At 68.2% G+C, this 14,599-nt stretch carries 14 protein-coding genes and 1 tRNA gene; 9 read left to right on the top strand and 6 right to left on the bottom strand.

Annotation, left to right across the window (positions count from 1 at the left end):
- Positions 1-19: 19 nt before the first annotated feature.
- On the bottom strand, positions 20-571 hold the full coding sequence (locus FIV50_RS12490) for a DNA modification methylase (RefSeq protein WP_140037712.1): 552 nt from the start codon (positions 569-571) through the stop codon (positions 20-22).
- A gap of 136 nt (positions 572-707) precedes the next feature.
- Between FIV50_RS12490 and FIV50_RS12485 the strand changes: the two genes are divergently transcribed.
- The 6 genes from FIV50_RS12485 to FIV50_RS12460 all read left to right on the top strand — a co-directional run bounded on the left by FIV50_RS12485 (position 708) and on the right by FIV50_RS12460 (position 6,289).
- Positions 708-1,190, top strand: a complete 483-nt coding sequence (locus FIV50_RS12485) for a CarD family transcriptional regulator (RefSeq protein ID WP_042539766.1) — start codon at positions 708-710, stop codon at positions 1,188-1,190.
- Positions 1,191-1,263: 73 nt separating this feature from the next.
- Positions 1,264-2,475 carry a 2-C-methyl-D-erythritol 4-phosphate cytidylyltransferase gene (gene ispD, locus FIV50_RS12480; RefSeq protein WP_375137399.1) on the top strand — a complete coding sequence of 404 codons (1,212 nt, stop codon included), beginning with the start codon at positions 1,264-1,266 and terminating at the stop codon, positions 2,473-2,475.
- An 85-nt stretch (positions 2,476-2,560) separates the two neighbouring features.
- A complete protein-coding gene (locus FIV50_RS12475; protein ID WP_140037710.1) occupies positions 2,561-3,151 on the top strand; it encodes a short chain dehydrogenase in 591 nt (196 codons plus the stop codon).
- Positions 3,152-3,226: 75 nt separating this feature from the next.
- Entirely contained in the window at positions 3,227-4,630 is a 1,404-nt protein-coding gene (cysS, locus tag FIV50_RS12470) for a cysteine--tRNA ligase (RefSeq protein WP_140037709.1), read from the top strand.
- Positions 4,623-5,636: a 23S rRNA (guanosine(2251)-2'-O)-methyltransferase RlmB gene (gene rlmB, locus FIV50_RS12465; RefSeq protein WP_140037708.1), complete on the top strand. Its 1,014-nt coding sequence runs from the start codon at positions 4,623-4,625 to the stop codon at positions 5,634-5,636. Before cysS ends, rlmB begins: the two co-directional genes overlap by 8 nt.
- 11 nt (positions 5,637-5,647) lie before the next feature.
- Positions 5,648-6,289 (top strand): NAD(P)-dependent oxidoreductase, encoded by a 642-nt coding sequence (locus tag FIV50_RS12460; protein ID WP_140037707.1) that lies wholly within the window; start codon positions 5,648-5,650, stop codon positions 6,287-6,289.
- Positions 6,290-6,324: 35 nt separating this feature from the next.
- Here the strand turns inward: FIV50_RS12460 and FIV50_RS12455 are convergent, their stop codons facing one another.
- Both FIV50_RS12455 and FIV50_RS12450 read right to left on the bottom strand, forming a co-directional pair.
- The gene (locus tag FIV50_RS12455) at positions 6,325-7,623 is read right to left on the bottom strand and encodes a DUF4032 domain-containing protein (protein ID WP_140037706.1); all 1,299 of its coding nucleotides are present in this window, start codon (positions 7,621-7,623) and stop codon (positions 6,325-6,327) included.
- Positions 7,624-7,703: 80 nt separating this feature from the next.
- Positions 7,704-8,807 (bottom strand): ABC transporter ATP-binding protein, encoded by a 1,104-nt coding sequence (locus FIV50_RS12450; protein ID WP_140037705.1) that lies wholly within the window; start codon positions 8,805-8,807, stop codon positions 7,704-7,706.
- 229 nt (positions 8,808-9,036) lie between these two features.
- On the opposite strand from FIV50_RS12450, the gene FIV50_RS12445 reads away from it, so the two are divergent.
- Together FIV50_RS12445 and FIV50_RS12440 are read left to right on the top strand one after the other, a co-directional pair.
- Positions 9,037-10,005 carry a DsbA family protein gene (locus FIV50_RS12445; protein ID WP_140037704.1) on the top strand — a complete coding sequence of 323 codons (969 nt, stop codon included), beginning with the start codon at positions 9,037-9,039 and terminating at the stop codon, positions 10,003-10,005.
- A gap of 42 nt (positions 10,006-10,047) precedes the next feature.
- Positions 10,048-10,123, top strand: a tRNA-Thr gene (locus FIV50_RS12440).
- 51 nt (positions 10,124-10,174) lie between these two features.
- Here the strand turns inward: FIV50_RS12440 and FIV50_RS12435 are convergent.
- Positions 10,175-11,197, bottom strand: a complete 1,023-nt coding sequence (locus FIV50_RS12435) for an alginate O-acetyltransferase AlgX-related protein (protein WP_140037703.1) — start codon at positions 11,195-11,197, stop codon at positions 10,175-10,177.
- Positions 11,198-11,646: 449 nt separating this feature from the next.
- Here FIV50_RS12435 and FIV50_RS12430 point away from each other — a divergent pair, with 449 nt between their 5' ends.
- Entirely contained in the window at positions 11,647-12,600 is a 954-nt protein-coding gene (locus FIV50_RS12430; RefSeq protein WP_140037702.1) for an aldo/keto reductase, read from the top strand.
- Between the two features lie 28 nt (positions 12,601-12,628).
- Here the strand turns inward: FIV50_RS12430 and FIV50_RS12425 are convergent, their stop codons facing one another.
- Together FIV50_RS12425 and FIV50_RS12420 are read right to left on the bottom strand one after the other, a co-directional pair.
- Positions 12,629-13,327 (bottom strand): response regulator, encoded by a 699-nt coding sequence (locus FIV50_RS12425; RefSeq protein ID WP_140037701.1) that lies wholly within the window; start codon positions 13,325-13,327, stop codon positions 12,629-12,631.
- Positions 13,324-14,589 (bottom strand): sensor histidine kinase, encoded by a 1,266-nt coding sequence (locus tag FIV50_RS12420; RefSeq protein WP_140037700.1) that lies wholly within the window; start codon positions 14,587-14,589, stop codon positions 13,324-13,326. Before FIV50_RS12420 ends, FIV50_RS12425 begins: the two co-directional genes overlap by 4 nt.
- Positions 14,590-14,599 lie beyond the last annotated feature (10 nt).

Below are 14,599 nucleotides of genomic sequence, written 5' to 3'. Positions count from 1 at the left end.
CTTCAGCGTGTGCGCCGGATCACTCCGAGGGAGCGGGGGCGGCCGTGTCGGACGGGACCGGCTCCGGCGTGGGGGTCGACTCTTCGGTCTCGTCTTCGGCCTCGGGCACCAGGTCGGCGTAGTAGGGCAGCGAGCCGTCGAGCACCGGGACCTCGGTCTTGGTGCCGGCGCCGTCGCCCGACTGGAAGTGGATCTCGATCGTGGCGCCGGGCATCGTGTCGAGGCCGTCGATGCGCAGCGGCTCCTCGCCTTCGGTGCCGAAGCTGACGGTCTTGCCCGCGGGGACCGAGACCGTGAAGGGCTTGTCGATGCCGGCGACCGTCATCGTGAGAGTCGCCTTCTCGGTCGTCGGGTTCACGACGGCGGCGACGAAGTTGCCGATCGAGCCGTCTTCGTTCGCGACGACGAACGCGTTGCGCACGTCGAGCGGGCCGTCCGAGTCCGAGACGTTCACGCCGTCGGAGGCCGAGTACTCGATCTGCGTCGACTGCGGCGAGATGAACGTGCAGCCCGTCGCGCCGAGAAGAACGAGGGCGCTGACGGCGGCAGACGCAACAAGGCGCGATTTCACGGGTCCTCCTGAGGTCCGACGGGATATCCGCATCCCATTCTATGCGCATGCGGGGTGCCGCCTGAGGACGTGGGGGCGCGAACCTTAGCGCATTCCCCCTGTGGTATCCTTGAGGTTGCCGAAAGGACAAGTTTTTATGCTTTTTGAGGTTGGCGAAACTGTCGTCTATCCGCACCATGGCGCTGCGACCATCATCGAGGTCAAGGAGCGCATCATCAAGGGTGAGGCGAAGAAATACCTGAAGCTCAACGTCACCCAGGGGGACCTCATCATCGAGGTGCCCGCTGAGAACGTCGATCTCGTCGGGGTCCGCGATGTCATCGGCCGAGAGGGCCTCGACGCTGTGTTCGAGGTGCTTCGCGCGCCGTTCACCGAAGAGCCGACCAACTGGTCGCGTCGTTACAAGGCGAACCTCGAGAAGCTCGCCTCGGGCGATGTCATCAAGGTGAGCGAGGTCGTCCGCGACCTGTGGCGTCGGGACCAGGACCGCGGGCTGTCTGCGGGTGAGAAGCGGATGCTGGCCAAGGCTCGTCAGATCCTCATCTCCGAGCTCGCGCTCGCTGAGAAGACCGACGAGGACAAGGCGAGCGCACTGCTCGACGAGGTCCTCGCGTCCTGAGTGGACTGAGAGAAGGCGGATGCTTCGGCATCCGCCTTTTTTCGTGCGCGCCGGTAACGTGAACCTGGTGAGCATGCTTCCCGTTCCTGACACCGCGATCATCGTCGTCGCCGCCGGCTCCGGCACCCGACTCGATGCCGGAGCGCCCAAGGCGTTCGTCGGCATCGACACGCATTCGATCCTGCGCCATGCGCTCGACGGCGTCTTCGCCGCGGCCCCTGCCCAGGTGATCGTCGTCGCACCGGCGGGTTACGAGGGCGACGCCGAGACGGAGCTCCGCGCGGCCGCCGGGGATCGCATCGATCTCGGCAGGATCGTGACGGGCGGCGACACGCGTCAGGAGTCCGTCGCCTCCGGTCTCGACGCGCTCTGGGGCGATGTCACGCGAGTTCTCGTGCACGACGCGGCGCGCGCGCTGACGCCCCCCGAGATCATCGATGCGGTGGCCGCGGCCACCGACGGTGAGAGCGGTGTGATCCCGACGCTCCCGGTCGTCGACACGCTCAAGCGGGTCGACGGCGATGCGGTCGTCGCGCCGATCGATCGCTCCCAGCTCGCCGCCGCGCAGACTCCTCAGGGGTTCCCGCGCGCTCTGCTCGAGGCTGCATACGATGCGGCGACGGCCTCCGGCATCGAGTACACCGACGATGCGGCGCTGTTCGCCGCCGCCGGGCATCTCGTGCGACAGATCGCCGGCTCGCCTCGCGGATTCAAGATCACCACACCGGCCGACCTCGAGCGCGCCCGGCATCTGTTGGCGGACGTGCAGAGGCCGGTCGCCACGCCGGCCCCTGCGCCGCACTCGACGTGGAGCGGCCCCAGGGTCGGACTCGGCACAGACGTGCATGCGTTCGGCGGAGACGGCAACCTGTGGCTGGCCGGCATCGAGTGGCCGGGGGAGCGAGCCCTCTCGGGACATTCCGACGGAGACGCCGTGGCCCACGCGATGGTGGACGCCCTGCTGGGGGCCGCGGGCCTCGGCGACATCGGCGAGCACTTCGGCACCGCGCACCCCGAGTATGCCGGAGCCCACGCCGAGGTCTTCCTCGCCCGCACCCGCGAGATTCTCGCAGAAGCGGGCTACGCGATCGGCAACGTGTCGGTGCAGTTCAAGGGGAATCGACCGCGCTTCAGCGGCCGCCGCGCAGAGGCCGAGCGCGTGCTGTCCGCCGCGCTCGGCGGCGCGCCGGTCTCGGTCACGGCCACCACCACCGACGGCTTGGGCTTCACCGGCCGCGGTGAGGGCATCGCGGTGACGGCGGTCGCCATGGTGCACCCCGCCTGACCCGCCGCCGTCGGGGAATGCGTCGGCATCCGCCGTCGTTGTCGGACATCGTCGTGCGGTGCTCGCACGCGGAGAAGGAGACGTCATGAGGATTCTCGTCATCGGTGCCCGCGGTCAGGTGGGACGAACCGCCGTCGACGCGCTGGATGGTCATGAGATCATCGCCGCGTCGCGCAGCAGCGAGCCCTCGGTGGACGTCACGGACCCGGCGTCGATCGAGCGTCTGTTCGCGACAGTCGGCCAGGTCGATGCCGTGATCGTCGCGGTGGGAGAGGTTCCGTTCCGGCCGCTCGACGGGCTGAGCCGTGGCGACTACGAATCCGCTTTCCGAGGCAAAGTGCTCTCGCAGCTCGATGTCGTCCGCGTCGGCACGCCCTTCGTGCGCGACAGCGGTTCGATCACGCTGACCTCCGGCATCCTCGCGCGTGAGCCCATCGCCACCGGCGCCGCCGCGTCGTTCGCCAACGGTGCCGTCGAATCCTTCGTGCTCGCGGCGGCCACCGAGCTGCCCCGCGGCATCCGGATCAACGCCGTGAGCCCCTCGGTGCTCGAGGACGCACCGTCGTATCACTCGTCGTTCCCCGGCTTCGTGCCCGTGTCATCGCACCGCGTCGGGCAGGCGTATGCGAAGAGCGTGCTCGGGGTGCAGACCGGTCAGGTGTTCCGGGTCGACTGAGGGGGCGGCGGGGCCGGTCGAAAGGCCCGGGGTCACACCCAGTCAACGCGATCGGCGGCCCGGTAGGCTTGTGCGGTGACTCTCCGCCTCTACGACACCCGCGCACAGCAGCTGCGCGACTTCGTGCCTCTCGATCCCGAGAACATCACGATGTACGTCTGCGGACCCACCGTGCAGTCCGGCCCCCACATCGGGCACGTTCGGGCTGCACTGAGCTTCGATCTGCTGCGCCGCTGGTTGACGCACCGGTACGGCCGGGTCACCTTCGTGCGCAACGTCACGGACATCGACGACAAGGTGCTCGTGAACGCGACCGACGTCGAGCCGTGGTGGGCGCTGGCCTACCGCATGGAGCAGGAGTTCACGGCGGCGTATGCCGGCATCGGAATCCTGCCGCCGACCTACGAGCCGCGCGCGACCGCATCCGTTCCGCAGATGCAAGAGCTGATCCAGACCCTCATCGAACGCGGCCACGCGTACCCCGCGCCCGACGGCTCGGGAGACGTCTACTTCGACGTGCGCTCGTGGTCGGACTACGGATCGCTGACGAACCAGTCGGTCGACGCCATGGAGGCGGCGGAGGACGCCGACCCCCGGGGCAAGCGCAACCCTCAGGACTTCGCGCTCTGGAAGGGCACCAAGCCCGACGAGCAGGCGGATGCCACGTGGCAGTCGCCCTGGGGCGCAGGCCGCCCGGGGTGGCACATCGAGTGCTCGGCGATGTCGAAGCGCTACCTCGGCCCTGAGTTCGACATCCATGGCGGTGGCCTCGACCTGCGCTTCCCGCATCATGAGAACGAGCTCGCGCAGTCGACCGCTGCCGGTGACGGCTTTGCGCGGTACTGGGTGCACAACGGTCTCGTGACGGTTGGTGGCCAGAAGATGTCGAAGTCCCTCGGCAACTTCACGCTCGCACATGAGGTGCTCGCCGAGCACGACCCGCTCGTGGTCCGCTACGCCCTCGCTGCCGCGCACTACCGTTCGAGCCTCGACCTCTCCGAGTCGTCGTGGACCGAGGCAGAGGCGGCGCTCGGGCGCATCCGCACGTTCGTCGAGCGTGCACTGCGCATGCTGCCGAAGACCTTCGGCTGGGCGGACAAGACACCGCTTCCCGCCGCGTTCGCGGCGGCGATGGACGACGACCTCGGCATACCGCAGGCGCTCGGAGTCGTGCACGACACCGTGCGTGCAGGGAACGCGGCGCTCGACACGGGTGACACTGAGAGCGCGATGACGGCCTGGCACGAGGTGCTCGCGATGCTCGAGGTGCTCGGACTCGATGTCGTCGGTGCGGCGTCGCGCGGCGATGCCACGGCATCCGCTCTCGACGCGCTCGTGCAGACGATGATCACCCAGCGTGCGCAGGCGCGCGCTGACAAGGACTGGGCGGCGGCCGATCGCATCCGTGATGCGATCGCCGCCGCAGGAATCACGCTGGAGGATTCTCCGGCCGGAACTCATTGGAGTATCGATGGCTAAGCCACAGCGCCCCGGCGCAAGCAACGGCAAGAAGAAGGGCCCCACCAAGGGCACCGGCGGACTCGGACGCAAGTCTCTCGAGGGCCGCGGACCGACCCCCAAGGCCGAGGATCGCGCCTGGCACCCCGCTGGCAAGCGCAAGGCTGCGGCCGAGCGCTATGCGGCCTCAGGCGGAAAGGGCAAGCCGGGGCAGGGACAGCGTCAGACCGCCGGCGGCAACCCGAACCGCTCTGCTCGCGCCAAGGACAACACCACCGAGGTCGAGGTCGTCACCGGCCGCAACTCGGTGCTCGAGGCCCTGCGTGCGAAGATCCCCGCGTCGGCGTTCTACATCGCGCAGCGCGTCGAGATGGACGACCGGGTGAAGGAGATGCTGTCGCTCGCCACCAACCGTGGCATCCCCGTGCTCGAGGTCACGCGTCAGGAGCTCGACCGCATGGCCGGGTACGACGGCGTGCACCAGGGCGTCGCCGTCAAGGTGCCGCCGTACGAGTACGCCCACCCGCAGGACCTGCTCGAGGCTGTTATCGCCAAGGGCGAGGTGCCGCTGTTCGTCGCCCTCGACGGCATCACCGACCCGCGCAACCTCGGCGCGATCATCCGCTCGACCGGAGCCTTCGGCGGTCACGGCATCATCCTGCCGCAGCGTCGCTCGGCCGGTGTGAACTCCGCGGCCTGGAAGACCAGCGCCGGCGCGGCCGCTCGCGTTCCCGTCGCACTCGCGACGAACCTCACCACGCAGCTCAAGGAGTTCAAGAAGCAGGGCGTGTTCGTGCTCGGCCTCGACGGCGACGGCGACGTGCTGCTGCCCGAGCTCCAGTTGGCCGACCGCCCGGTCGTGATCGTCACCGGCTCCGAGGGCAAGGGACTGTCTCGTCTGGTCGCCGAGACCTGCGATCAGATCGTCTCGATCCCGATCTCGGCCGTGACCGAGTCGCTCAACGCCGGCATCGCGACCTCGGTCGCGCTGTACCAGGTGTCGACCACCCGCAACGCGAAGAAGTAGGGGAGCAGCTCATGGCTCGCATCGTCGTGCTCGGAGGAACCGGCTACGCCGGCCGCCACATCGTCTCGGAGGCGGTGAGCCGCGGGCATGAGGTCATCTCGGTGTCGCGCTCGGAGCCGTCGAACCCCGTGCCGGGTGCGCAGAACGTGCAGGGGTCGGTGCTCGACCTCGCGAGCCTCGGCGACGTCTTCGACGGCGCTGACGCGGTCGTGTCATCGCTGTCGCCTCGCGGTGACATGGAGAACTCGGTGCTCGATGCTCTCGGCGGCGTCGTCGATGTTCTGAGCGGCACGCAGACCCGCATCGGCGTGGTCGGAGGCGCCGGCGGAAGCCTCATCGCTCCCGGAGGACCCCGGCTGTTCGATCAGGGATTCCCTGAGGAGTACAAGCACGAGGCGCAGGTCGGCATCGACTCGCTCGCGCTGCTGGAGAAGACCGACGACTCGCTCGACTGGTTCTTCGTGCACCCGGCCGAGGTCTTCGGGCCCTGGGCCGAGGGAGAGCGCACCGGTCACTACCGCGATGGCGGCGACGTGATCGTGCGCGATGCCGAGGGCAAGTCGTACATCTCGGGTGCCGACTTCGCCGTCGCCGTGGTCGATGAGATCGAGCAGGGCAACCACCACCGCGAGCGCTTCACCGTCGGGTACTGACGCCGCGTCTCCTTCCGCTGAGAGAAGGAGCGAGGTCAGACGAGGTCGCGCCAGTCGACGTCGTCGGCGGCGACGGGATGCGTGCCGGTGATGACGGGCAGGCTCATGGTCTCGGTGGGCGGACCCATGATGGTCGCCTCGTCACGGCGGTGCCGCAGCACCTCGTTGATGTAGCTCGTCAGTACCTCGGCGAGCGGCACCGAGCGGCCCTGCGCCTGTGACAGGTACCACCGGTGCTCGAGCACCTGGTGAAAGACCTCGGCGGGCTCGAGCTTGGCGCGCAGCTCCCAGGGAATCGCACGCACGACGGGCTCGAACACGCGGGTGAGCCACTCGTGCGCGTACATCTCCTCGTCGGCCCACTGCTTGGTGGAGCGAGCGCGGAACTCATCGAGATCGTTGAGCAGACGCCGAGCCTGGTTCTCTTCGACATCGAGTCCGGTGAGGCGGATGAGGCGGCGCTGGTGGTGTCCGGCATCCACCACCTTGGGCTGGATCTCGACGACCGTGCCGTCTGAGGTGGTCGACATCGACATCTCATCGATGTCGAAGCCGAGGGCGTTGAGACGCTCGACGCGCTCGGTGATGCGCCAGGTCTCTGCGGAGGCGAACGATTCCTGTGCCGTCAGTTCGGCCCACAGCGAGCGGTACGACGAGACGATGCCGTCGGCGATGGCGACCGCGTCGACGCCGTGCTCCAGTCGTCCGCCGGCGGCGAGATCCATGATCTCGCCGGCGATGTTGGTGCGGGCGAGGTCGAGGTCGTAGGCGCGCTGGCCGTCGGTCAGCCCCTCCTCGTGCAGCTCACCGGTCTCGGCATCGACGAGGTAGGCCGCGTAGGCTCCAGCGTCGCGGCGGAAGAGAGTGTTCGACAGCGACACGTCGCCCCAGTAGAAGCCCACGTTGTGCAGGCGCACGAGAAGCACGGCCAGGGCGTCGACGAGACGCGTGGCGGTGTCGGGGCGCAGCACGCGGGTGAACAGCGCACGATAGGGCATGGAGAACCGCAGGTGCGACGTGACGAGGGCGGCAGCGAGCGGCTCGCCGTCGGCATCCGAGCGCCCGGCGATCACTGCGACGCGGTCGACGCAGGGCACGTCGAGTCGGGCGAGGTTGCCGAGCATCTCGTACTCGCGCTTCGCCATCTCATCGGTCGTCTCCTTGACGGCGACGACCTTTCCTGACAGATCTGCGAACCGCACCAGATGCCGCGAGAGCCCCTTGGGGAGCGACACGATCAGCTCGGACGGCCACTTGGCGAGCGGTGTCGACCAGGGCAGCGCGAGGAGACCCGGATCGATCGAGCTCGCGGTGATCCGCAGCGCATCCTGCATGTCTCTCCAGTCGGTGGGGGTGGAAAAGAAGACGCGGCGCGGGCGACCGAAGTCAGCCCGCGCCGCGTCTGTGGATCCGATCAGGCGGAGACGATCGGCTTGTCGTTCAGGCGCACACCCGACTCGATGTCGAACGCGTGCACGTGGCCCGCGTTCGCAGCCAGCGTGACGGTCTCGCCGGCGTTGGGGTGGCTGCGGCCGTCGACACGTGCGACCAGGTCGGCGCGCTTGCCGTTGATCTCGGTGTGTCCGTAGAGGTAGCCGTCGGCGCCGAGCTCCTCGACGAGGTCGACGACGACCGAGAGGCCCTTGCCGTCGGCGGGGCCGACGGTGATGTCCTCGGGGCGCACACCGACCGTGACCTGCGAGCCGTTTGCGCGGCCGACGGTGTCGCGGTCGAGCGGGACGATCTCGGTGCCGAAGCGCACGCCGCCCTCAGCCAGGTCTGCGCTGAAGAGGTTCATGGCGGGGGAGCCGATGAAGCCGGCGACGAACACGTTCTCGGGCTTCTCGTACAGGTCGCGCGGCGTTCCGACCTGCTGGAGCAGACCGTCCTTGAGCACGGCGATGCGGTCGCCCATGGTGAGCGCCTCGGTCTGGTCGTGCGTGACGTAGACCGTGGTGACACCGAGACGGCGCTGCAGCGACGCGATCTGTGTGCGGGTCTGGACGCGCAGCTTGGCGTCGAGGTTCGACAGCGGCTCGTCCATGAGGAAGACCTGGGGCTGACGGACGATCGCACGGCCCATCGCGACTCGCTGACGCTGACCACCCGAGAGGGCCTTCGGCTTGCGGGTCAGGTACTCCTCGAGGTCGAGCAGCTTCGCAGCCTCGAGAACGCGGGTCGCGCGCTCTTCCTTGCCGATGCCGGCGATCTTGAGCGCGAAGCCCATGTTCTCGGCGACGGTCATGTGCGGGTACAGCGCGTAGTTCTGGAACACCATCGCGATGTCGCGGTCCTTCGGCGGCACGTCGGTGACATCGCGGTCACCGATGAGGATGCGGCCGGCGTTGACCTCTTCGAGGCCGGCGAGCATGCGAAGCGAGGTGGACTTTCCGCAGCCGGACGGGCCGACGAGGACGAGGAATTCGCCGTCGGCGACCTCGAGGTTGAGCTTGTCGACAGCCGGGCGGGTTCCGCCGGGGTAGAGGCGGGTGGCCTCGTCGAAAGTCACAGATGCCATTGTGTTTCTCCTTCACCGGCAGGTACGTGCCGGACGATCCGTAGTGATAGAGCGGCGGAGCGATCCGCCGTGACCCCTCATTGGGTCGGAATCAGTATGGCAGAAGCACGTCCATCTGGGTATTTCTCAGCCTGGCTGGTTAACATCGATCTCGGCCGCCTTTCGCGGCGTTCGCCGCCCGAGTGGCGTCCGGGGCCACCCTGCCCCCCTGAGACTGTCTAGAGGAACGATGTCGAGCGACGAGACGCCGAACGTCCCCAGCACTCGCAATACGCGTGAGGCTGTGCGGGAGAAGGCCCAGAAGGTGCACGCCCAGCAGTCGAGGGCGCGCGTGATGCGACGGATCATCCTCGGCGCGATCGCCATCGTCGCCGTCGGTGCCATCGGAACCGCCATCACCCTCGCTGTCTCGGCGCAGGTGTCGAAACCTCAGCTCACCCCGGGCGGCATGGACGACGACGGCATCCTCGTCTCGGACATCAGTGCGTCGGCGATGTCTGACGAGACCGTCGCACCCCCGAGCCCGGAGGAGACCGAAGCGGGTGGTGAGGCTGCGCCGACTCCGGAGCCCACCACGTCGAGCACGGTCGACATCCACATCTACGTCGACTATCTGTCGCCCGACGCCGGAGAGTTCGAGCGTGCGAACGCGCGCCAGCTCGTCAACTGGATCTCCGAAGGCGCGGCGACCGTCACCTACCACCCGGTCGCGCTGCTCACCGCGAGCTCGAACGGCACCAAGTACTCCCTTCGCTCGGCGGCGGCCGCGGCCTGTGTCGCGACGCACTCGCCCGCGCAGTTCTATGCGTTCAACCACGACCTGCTCGACGACCAGCCCGAGGTGAACACCGACGGCTTCTCCGACGAGGAGCTCGCCGCGATCGCGGGCGCGGTCGGCTCGGACAACGTCAAGAGCGTCCGGTCGTGCATCGAGGATCAGGACTACGTCACCTGGGCGAAGGAAGCCACGTCCCGTGCTCTGGAGGGCCCGCTCGTCGGTTCGGACGACCTCGTGCTCACTGCCGCGCCCATGATCGTCGTGAACGGCGAGGCCTACGTCGGCGCCCTCGACGACCCGAGCGAGTTCTCGCAGTTCGTGCTCACGGTCGCGAGCGACGCGTACTACGCCACCGAGACTCCGACTCCCGCGCCGACCGAGACCACGGAGCCTGCACCTGCGGAGACCCCGGCGCCGTAGTTCGTCGCCGCCCGCCGCCCATCGCTAAGCTGGGAGGCACCCGCCGACTTGGCGCAATTGGTAGCGCACCGTACTTGTAATACGGGGGTTGCAGGTTCAAGTCCTGTAGTCGGCACCACGCACTAAGGCCCGCGTCCCTGGAATCACCGGGGATGCGGGCCTGTGATCTCTATACCGCGGGCACTCGGTTGAGGAATCGCTCCACCGTCTGACCCAGCACGACGTCAGGTCGCAGTTCATCCACGAGATCCCAGTCGACGTCTGGTCCCCAGTGGAAGTGGAACTCTCGGAACAGGTGCTTTCCCCACCACGACAGGTAGCCGGCGAAGTCGCCGGTCCCGAAGAACGAGTTGCCGAAGACGAGCACCCTGAGCGGGCTCGGAGCGGTGCTGTTGGTCCACCGGAACCGCCGGCCCCTCATGCCACCCTCGGCAGGGAAGTGCTTCTCGACCATCGTGATGCCGCCCGCGTAGGCGGCAAGCTCATCGTCGCTCGGCTCGACGATCCGCGAGTAGACGGGCAGCCCGAAGCGCCCGGTGAGGTCACCGACGGCATACCTGAACTGGTACATGCGAACGGCGTCCGTGAGAGGCACGAGCTGCGGGTCGATCTGAGCGGCCAGGGCAGAGAACATCCGCTGAGCGCCGACCGCCGAGAAATGCGTGTCCGTCATCAGGTACGGATCGTCGACATCGCTCCACTGCTCGAAGGGGGAGAGGCCGCTGACGTAGAAGTCGGCGTCACGCAGCCTGCTCTCGATCTCTTGGAGAACGGGGCTCGCACCCTCGATATCGAGAGGTGCGTCGTCGCGCAGGACGGTCAGCTTCTCCGGAATGATGGTCTGCACGAACCGCATCCCACGTGCGTCGCATTCTTCTCGTCGCTGGTCGAGCACGTCCATCCAACGGTCGACTCGCGACATGAGCGCGTCGTCGACGGGTTCATGGTAGAGGGAGAGCAGAGAGTTGCTCCCACCGGTGAGGAAGAGATGCCCGCGCAGCCCGATGACCGCTGACCCATCCGTCGATGGCAACCCTGCCGGGAGGAGCATGGGGGACAGATTGCCCGCCTCGACCTGTGGTTTCACCGCGTCACGCTCAGCCCGAGACCACAGGGCGGGTGAGGACACACCATCGAGCTCTTCGACGGCAGCCTTTTTGAGGACGGCGAGACCGTCATTCCCGAGGCTCATCGGATGCGATCTGCCGTCGCTGTGTGCGGTGACGACTAGCCGGCCGGAAACGACATCGAGCGCGGTGATTCGTCGTGAACACTGGAGGGAGAACGTCGTGTCTTGGCTCGTGATCTTCCGCAGATCACCACGGGAGCCGCTCGGATTGGTTTCCCCGACGGTGCCACCGTCGAAGGTTGCGACCACGCGAACATCCCGGTTGTCCTGCGTCTCCGCGTCGAACACCCAGCCACTGATGGTCTGTCGGTCGAAGTCGAAGCGTTCCGCGTATCCGTGCACCCGGCTTACTGTAGCGAACACGCTCAATGCCACGTCCGGGCCACGAAGCACCCGCGTGCGCGGTCGGGTCGCGGTGGTCGGGCTGCACCCGCAGGTGCCCGCACGGGCTCCGACATGTCACACATCGTCACACGCGAAATAACGCGAGCAGGTCACGGGTTGTCCCGAGTATGACTCGTATCGGACACAGTGATCTTGACGTCTTCCCCCTCTCGCTCGGCGGCAACGTGTTCGGCTGGACGGCCGACCGCGATGCGTCGTTCGCGGTGCTCGACGCGTTCGTCGACGGAGGCGGCGACTTCATCGACACAGCCGACGTGTACAGTGCCTGGGTGCCCGGCAACCCCGGAGGCGTGAGCGAGACGATCATCGGCGAGTGGCTGGCGTCTCGCATGCCGGAGGGCGTCGTCGTCGCGACCAAGGTGAGCCAGCACCCGGAGTTCACGGGACTCTCGGCCTCGAACGTGCGCAGGGCCGCCGAGGCCTCGCTCGCTCGCCTCGGCGTCGACACGATCGACCTCTACTACGCCCACTACGACGACGAGAGTGTGCCGCTCGAAGAGACGGTGGGCGCGTTCGCGCGGCTCGTCGACGACGGCCTGGTTCGGCACGTCGCCGTGTCGAACTACTCGGCCGATCGCATCCGCGAGTGGGTCGAGATCGCCCGACGCACGGGCGTCGATCTTCCTGTCGCCGTGCAGCCGCACTACAACCTCGTGCATCGGAACGACGTCGAGGAGACGATCATCCCGGTGGCCGAGGAGTTCGACCTCGGTCTCGTGCCCTACTATTCGCTGGCGAGCGGCTTCCTCACCGGCAAGTACCGCTCGGCCGATGTCGAGGGGCAGGCGTCTCCGCGTGCGTCCGGCGCGGCGAAGTACGCGACCGAGGCAGGGCTGCGGATCATTGACACCCTCGAGGAGATCGGCGACGCGCACGGTGCATCGATCGCCGCGACCTCACTGGCCTGGCTGCGTGCTCAGCCGACGGTCGCCGCCCCCATCGCGAGCGCTCGCGCGGTGGAGCAGGTTCCCGATCTCCTCGCCGGCGGGCGGCTCGATCTGGCCCCTGATGAGGTCGACGCTCTGAACCGCGTCTCGGAGTGGACCCCGGCGAAGGCCTGAGGCCCCTCGTTCTGCCCTCCGCCCCGAGCTAGGGATCGGAGGGCAGGGCATCGTCGTCGACGAGACCGAGACGATGCGCCAGGATCACCAGGTGGATGCGGTCGCGGGATCCGAGCTTCGAAAGGATCCTGCCGACGTGGGTCTTGACGGTCGATTCGCTGACGAACAGCGCCTGGGCGATCTCTGCGTTCGTGAGTCCGCGCGCGATCTCGACGAAGACGTCGTGCTCACGGTCGGTGAGCTGCGCCGTGATGTCGTCGATCGCAGGCGTCTGCGGTGCAGCGGGCGTCGCACCGAGCGTCGGTGTCACATGCTCGAGCAACATCCGCGTGATCCGTGGCGAGAGCGCGGCATCGCCCCTGTGGATGGCGCGGATCGCCGCGATCATCTCGTGCCGCTGGGCGTCCTTCAGCAGGAATCCGCTCGCCCCGGCGCGGATCGCACCGAAGGCGTACTCGTCGAGATCGAACGTCGTCAACACCAGCACGCGGGTCTGCGGGTGCTGGCGGACGATGGCCTCGGTCGCGGCGATCCCGTCGAGCCCCGGCATCCGGATGTCCATCAGCACCACGTCGGGGTGCAGCTCGGTCGCCTGGGCGATCGCGTCGTGCCCGTCTGCGGCTTCGCCGACCACGATCATGTCGGGCTCGGCGTCGAGCACCATCCGGAATCCCACACGGATGAGGGCCTGGTCGTCGACGAGGAGCAGTCTGATCGGCTCGGTCATGGTCTCTCCTTCGGATCGCCGTCTGTCACTGCCGGTGACGTCGTGGGGAGCTCGGCGCGCAGCATCCACCGCCCGCCGTCGACGGGTTCGGAGGTGATCGTTCCTCCCGAGTGCGCTGAGCGCTCGGCGAGTCCGCGCAGGCCGAACCCCGATGACCCGACAGAGCCGATGACGCCGTCGTTCGCGATCTCGATGGTCACCGCATCCGCGGCGTGCACGAGTCGCACCTCGATCGACGTGGCCGCCGGAGCGTGCCTCATGGCATTCGTGACGCCCTCCTGCACGATGCGCCCGACCGCGTGCGCCAGGGCGGGCGAGAGCGAGGCCGCTCCGGTGACCGAGAGCGACACGGGAAAGCCGGCTCGCTGCGCCGCAGCGACGGTCTCCTGAGGGGGCGTCGGCTCGAGGGGTGCGAGGGGCAGCGGCGAATCGTCGGCTCGGAGCACGCCGAGCATCGCACGCATCTCGGTGAGCGCGCTGCGAGCCGTCTCGGCGGCGGAGGATGCCGCTGATCGCGCCTGAGTCGGGTCGGGTGTCGCAGCCGCGCCCTCGGACAGTGCGACGATCACGGTGAGCGAGTGCGAGACGATATCGTGCATCTCGCGGGCGATGCGGGCGCGCTCTCCCGCCGCGGCCAGCTGAGCCTGCTGATCGCGTTCGACGAGCAGCTGACGGGAGCGGTCGATCACGGCTGCGAGGTAGCGCTTGCGCCCGCCCACGTTGACGCCGATGAGCGTGCCGATCAGGCCGAGCACGAGCGACATGATGACCGCGTTCGCGGCGATCTGCAGAGTGATGACGCCGGAGAGCACCAGCAGGCCGCCGAACGCGGCGAGCGACGCGAGGGCGATGCCGAAGCCTGTCCACGCGGCCCGCGACGACCGGTAGACGGCGAGTGAGTAACAGGTGACCAGCAGCAGCGGCGAGCCGATCGGCTGCAGCGCGAACAGGAACGCGGCCTCGAGCGCGAAGGATGCGACGAACGGCACGAGCGGCCGACGGCGCCGCCACAGGAGCGTCGCGCAGGCTGCGACGACCGACGCGGGCACCAGGATCGCGACGCCGATGGCGAGAGGCATCGGAAGATCGCGGGTGATGACACCGGCCGGAACGAGCGAGAGCAACAGGCACACGAGCGCGATCAGGACATCGGCGACCACCGGATGCCGCGCCCAGAAACGACGCAGGACGCCCGGGGGACGCGGCAGCCGCAGCCCCTCGTCCTCGCGGACTGAGGTGCTGCGGCTGCGCGTGCGGGTCACCGGGCGACTC

Origin of the sequence: Microbacterium foliorum, assembly GCF_006385575.1 — a bacterium.
GTDB lineage: Bacteria > Actinomycetota > Actinomycetes > Actinomycetales > Microbacteriaceae > Microbacterium > Microbacterium foliorum_B.
Note: the sequence above shows the minus strand (reverse complement) of the source record. Positions and strands in the feature narration are given on the sequence as shown.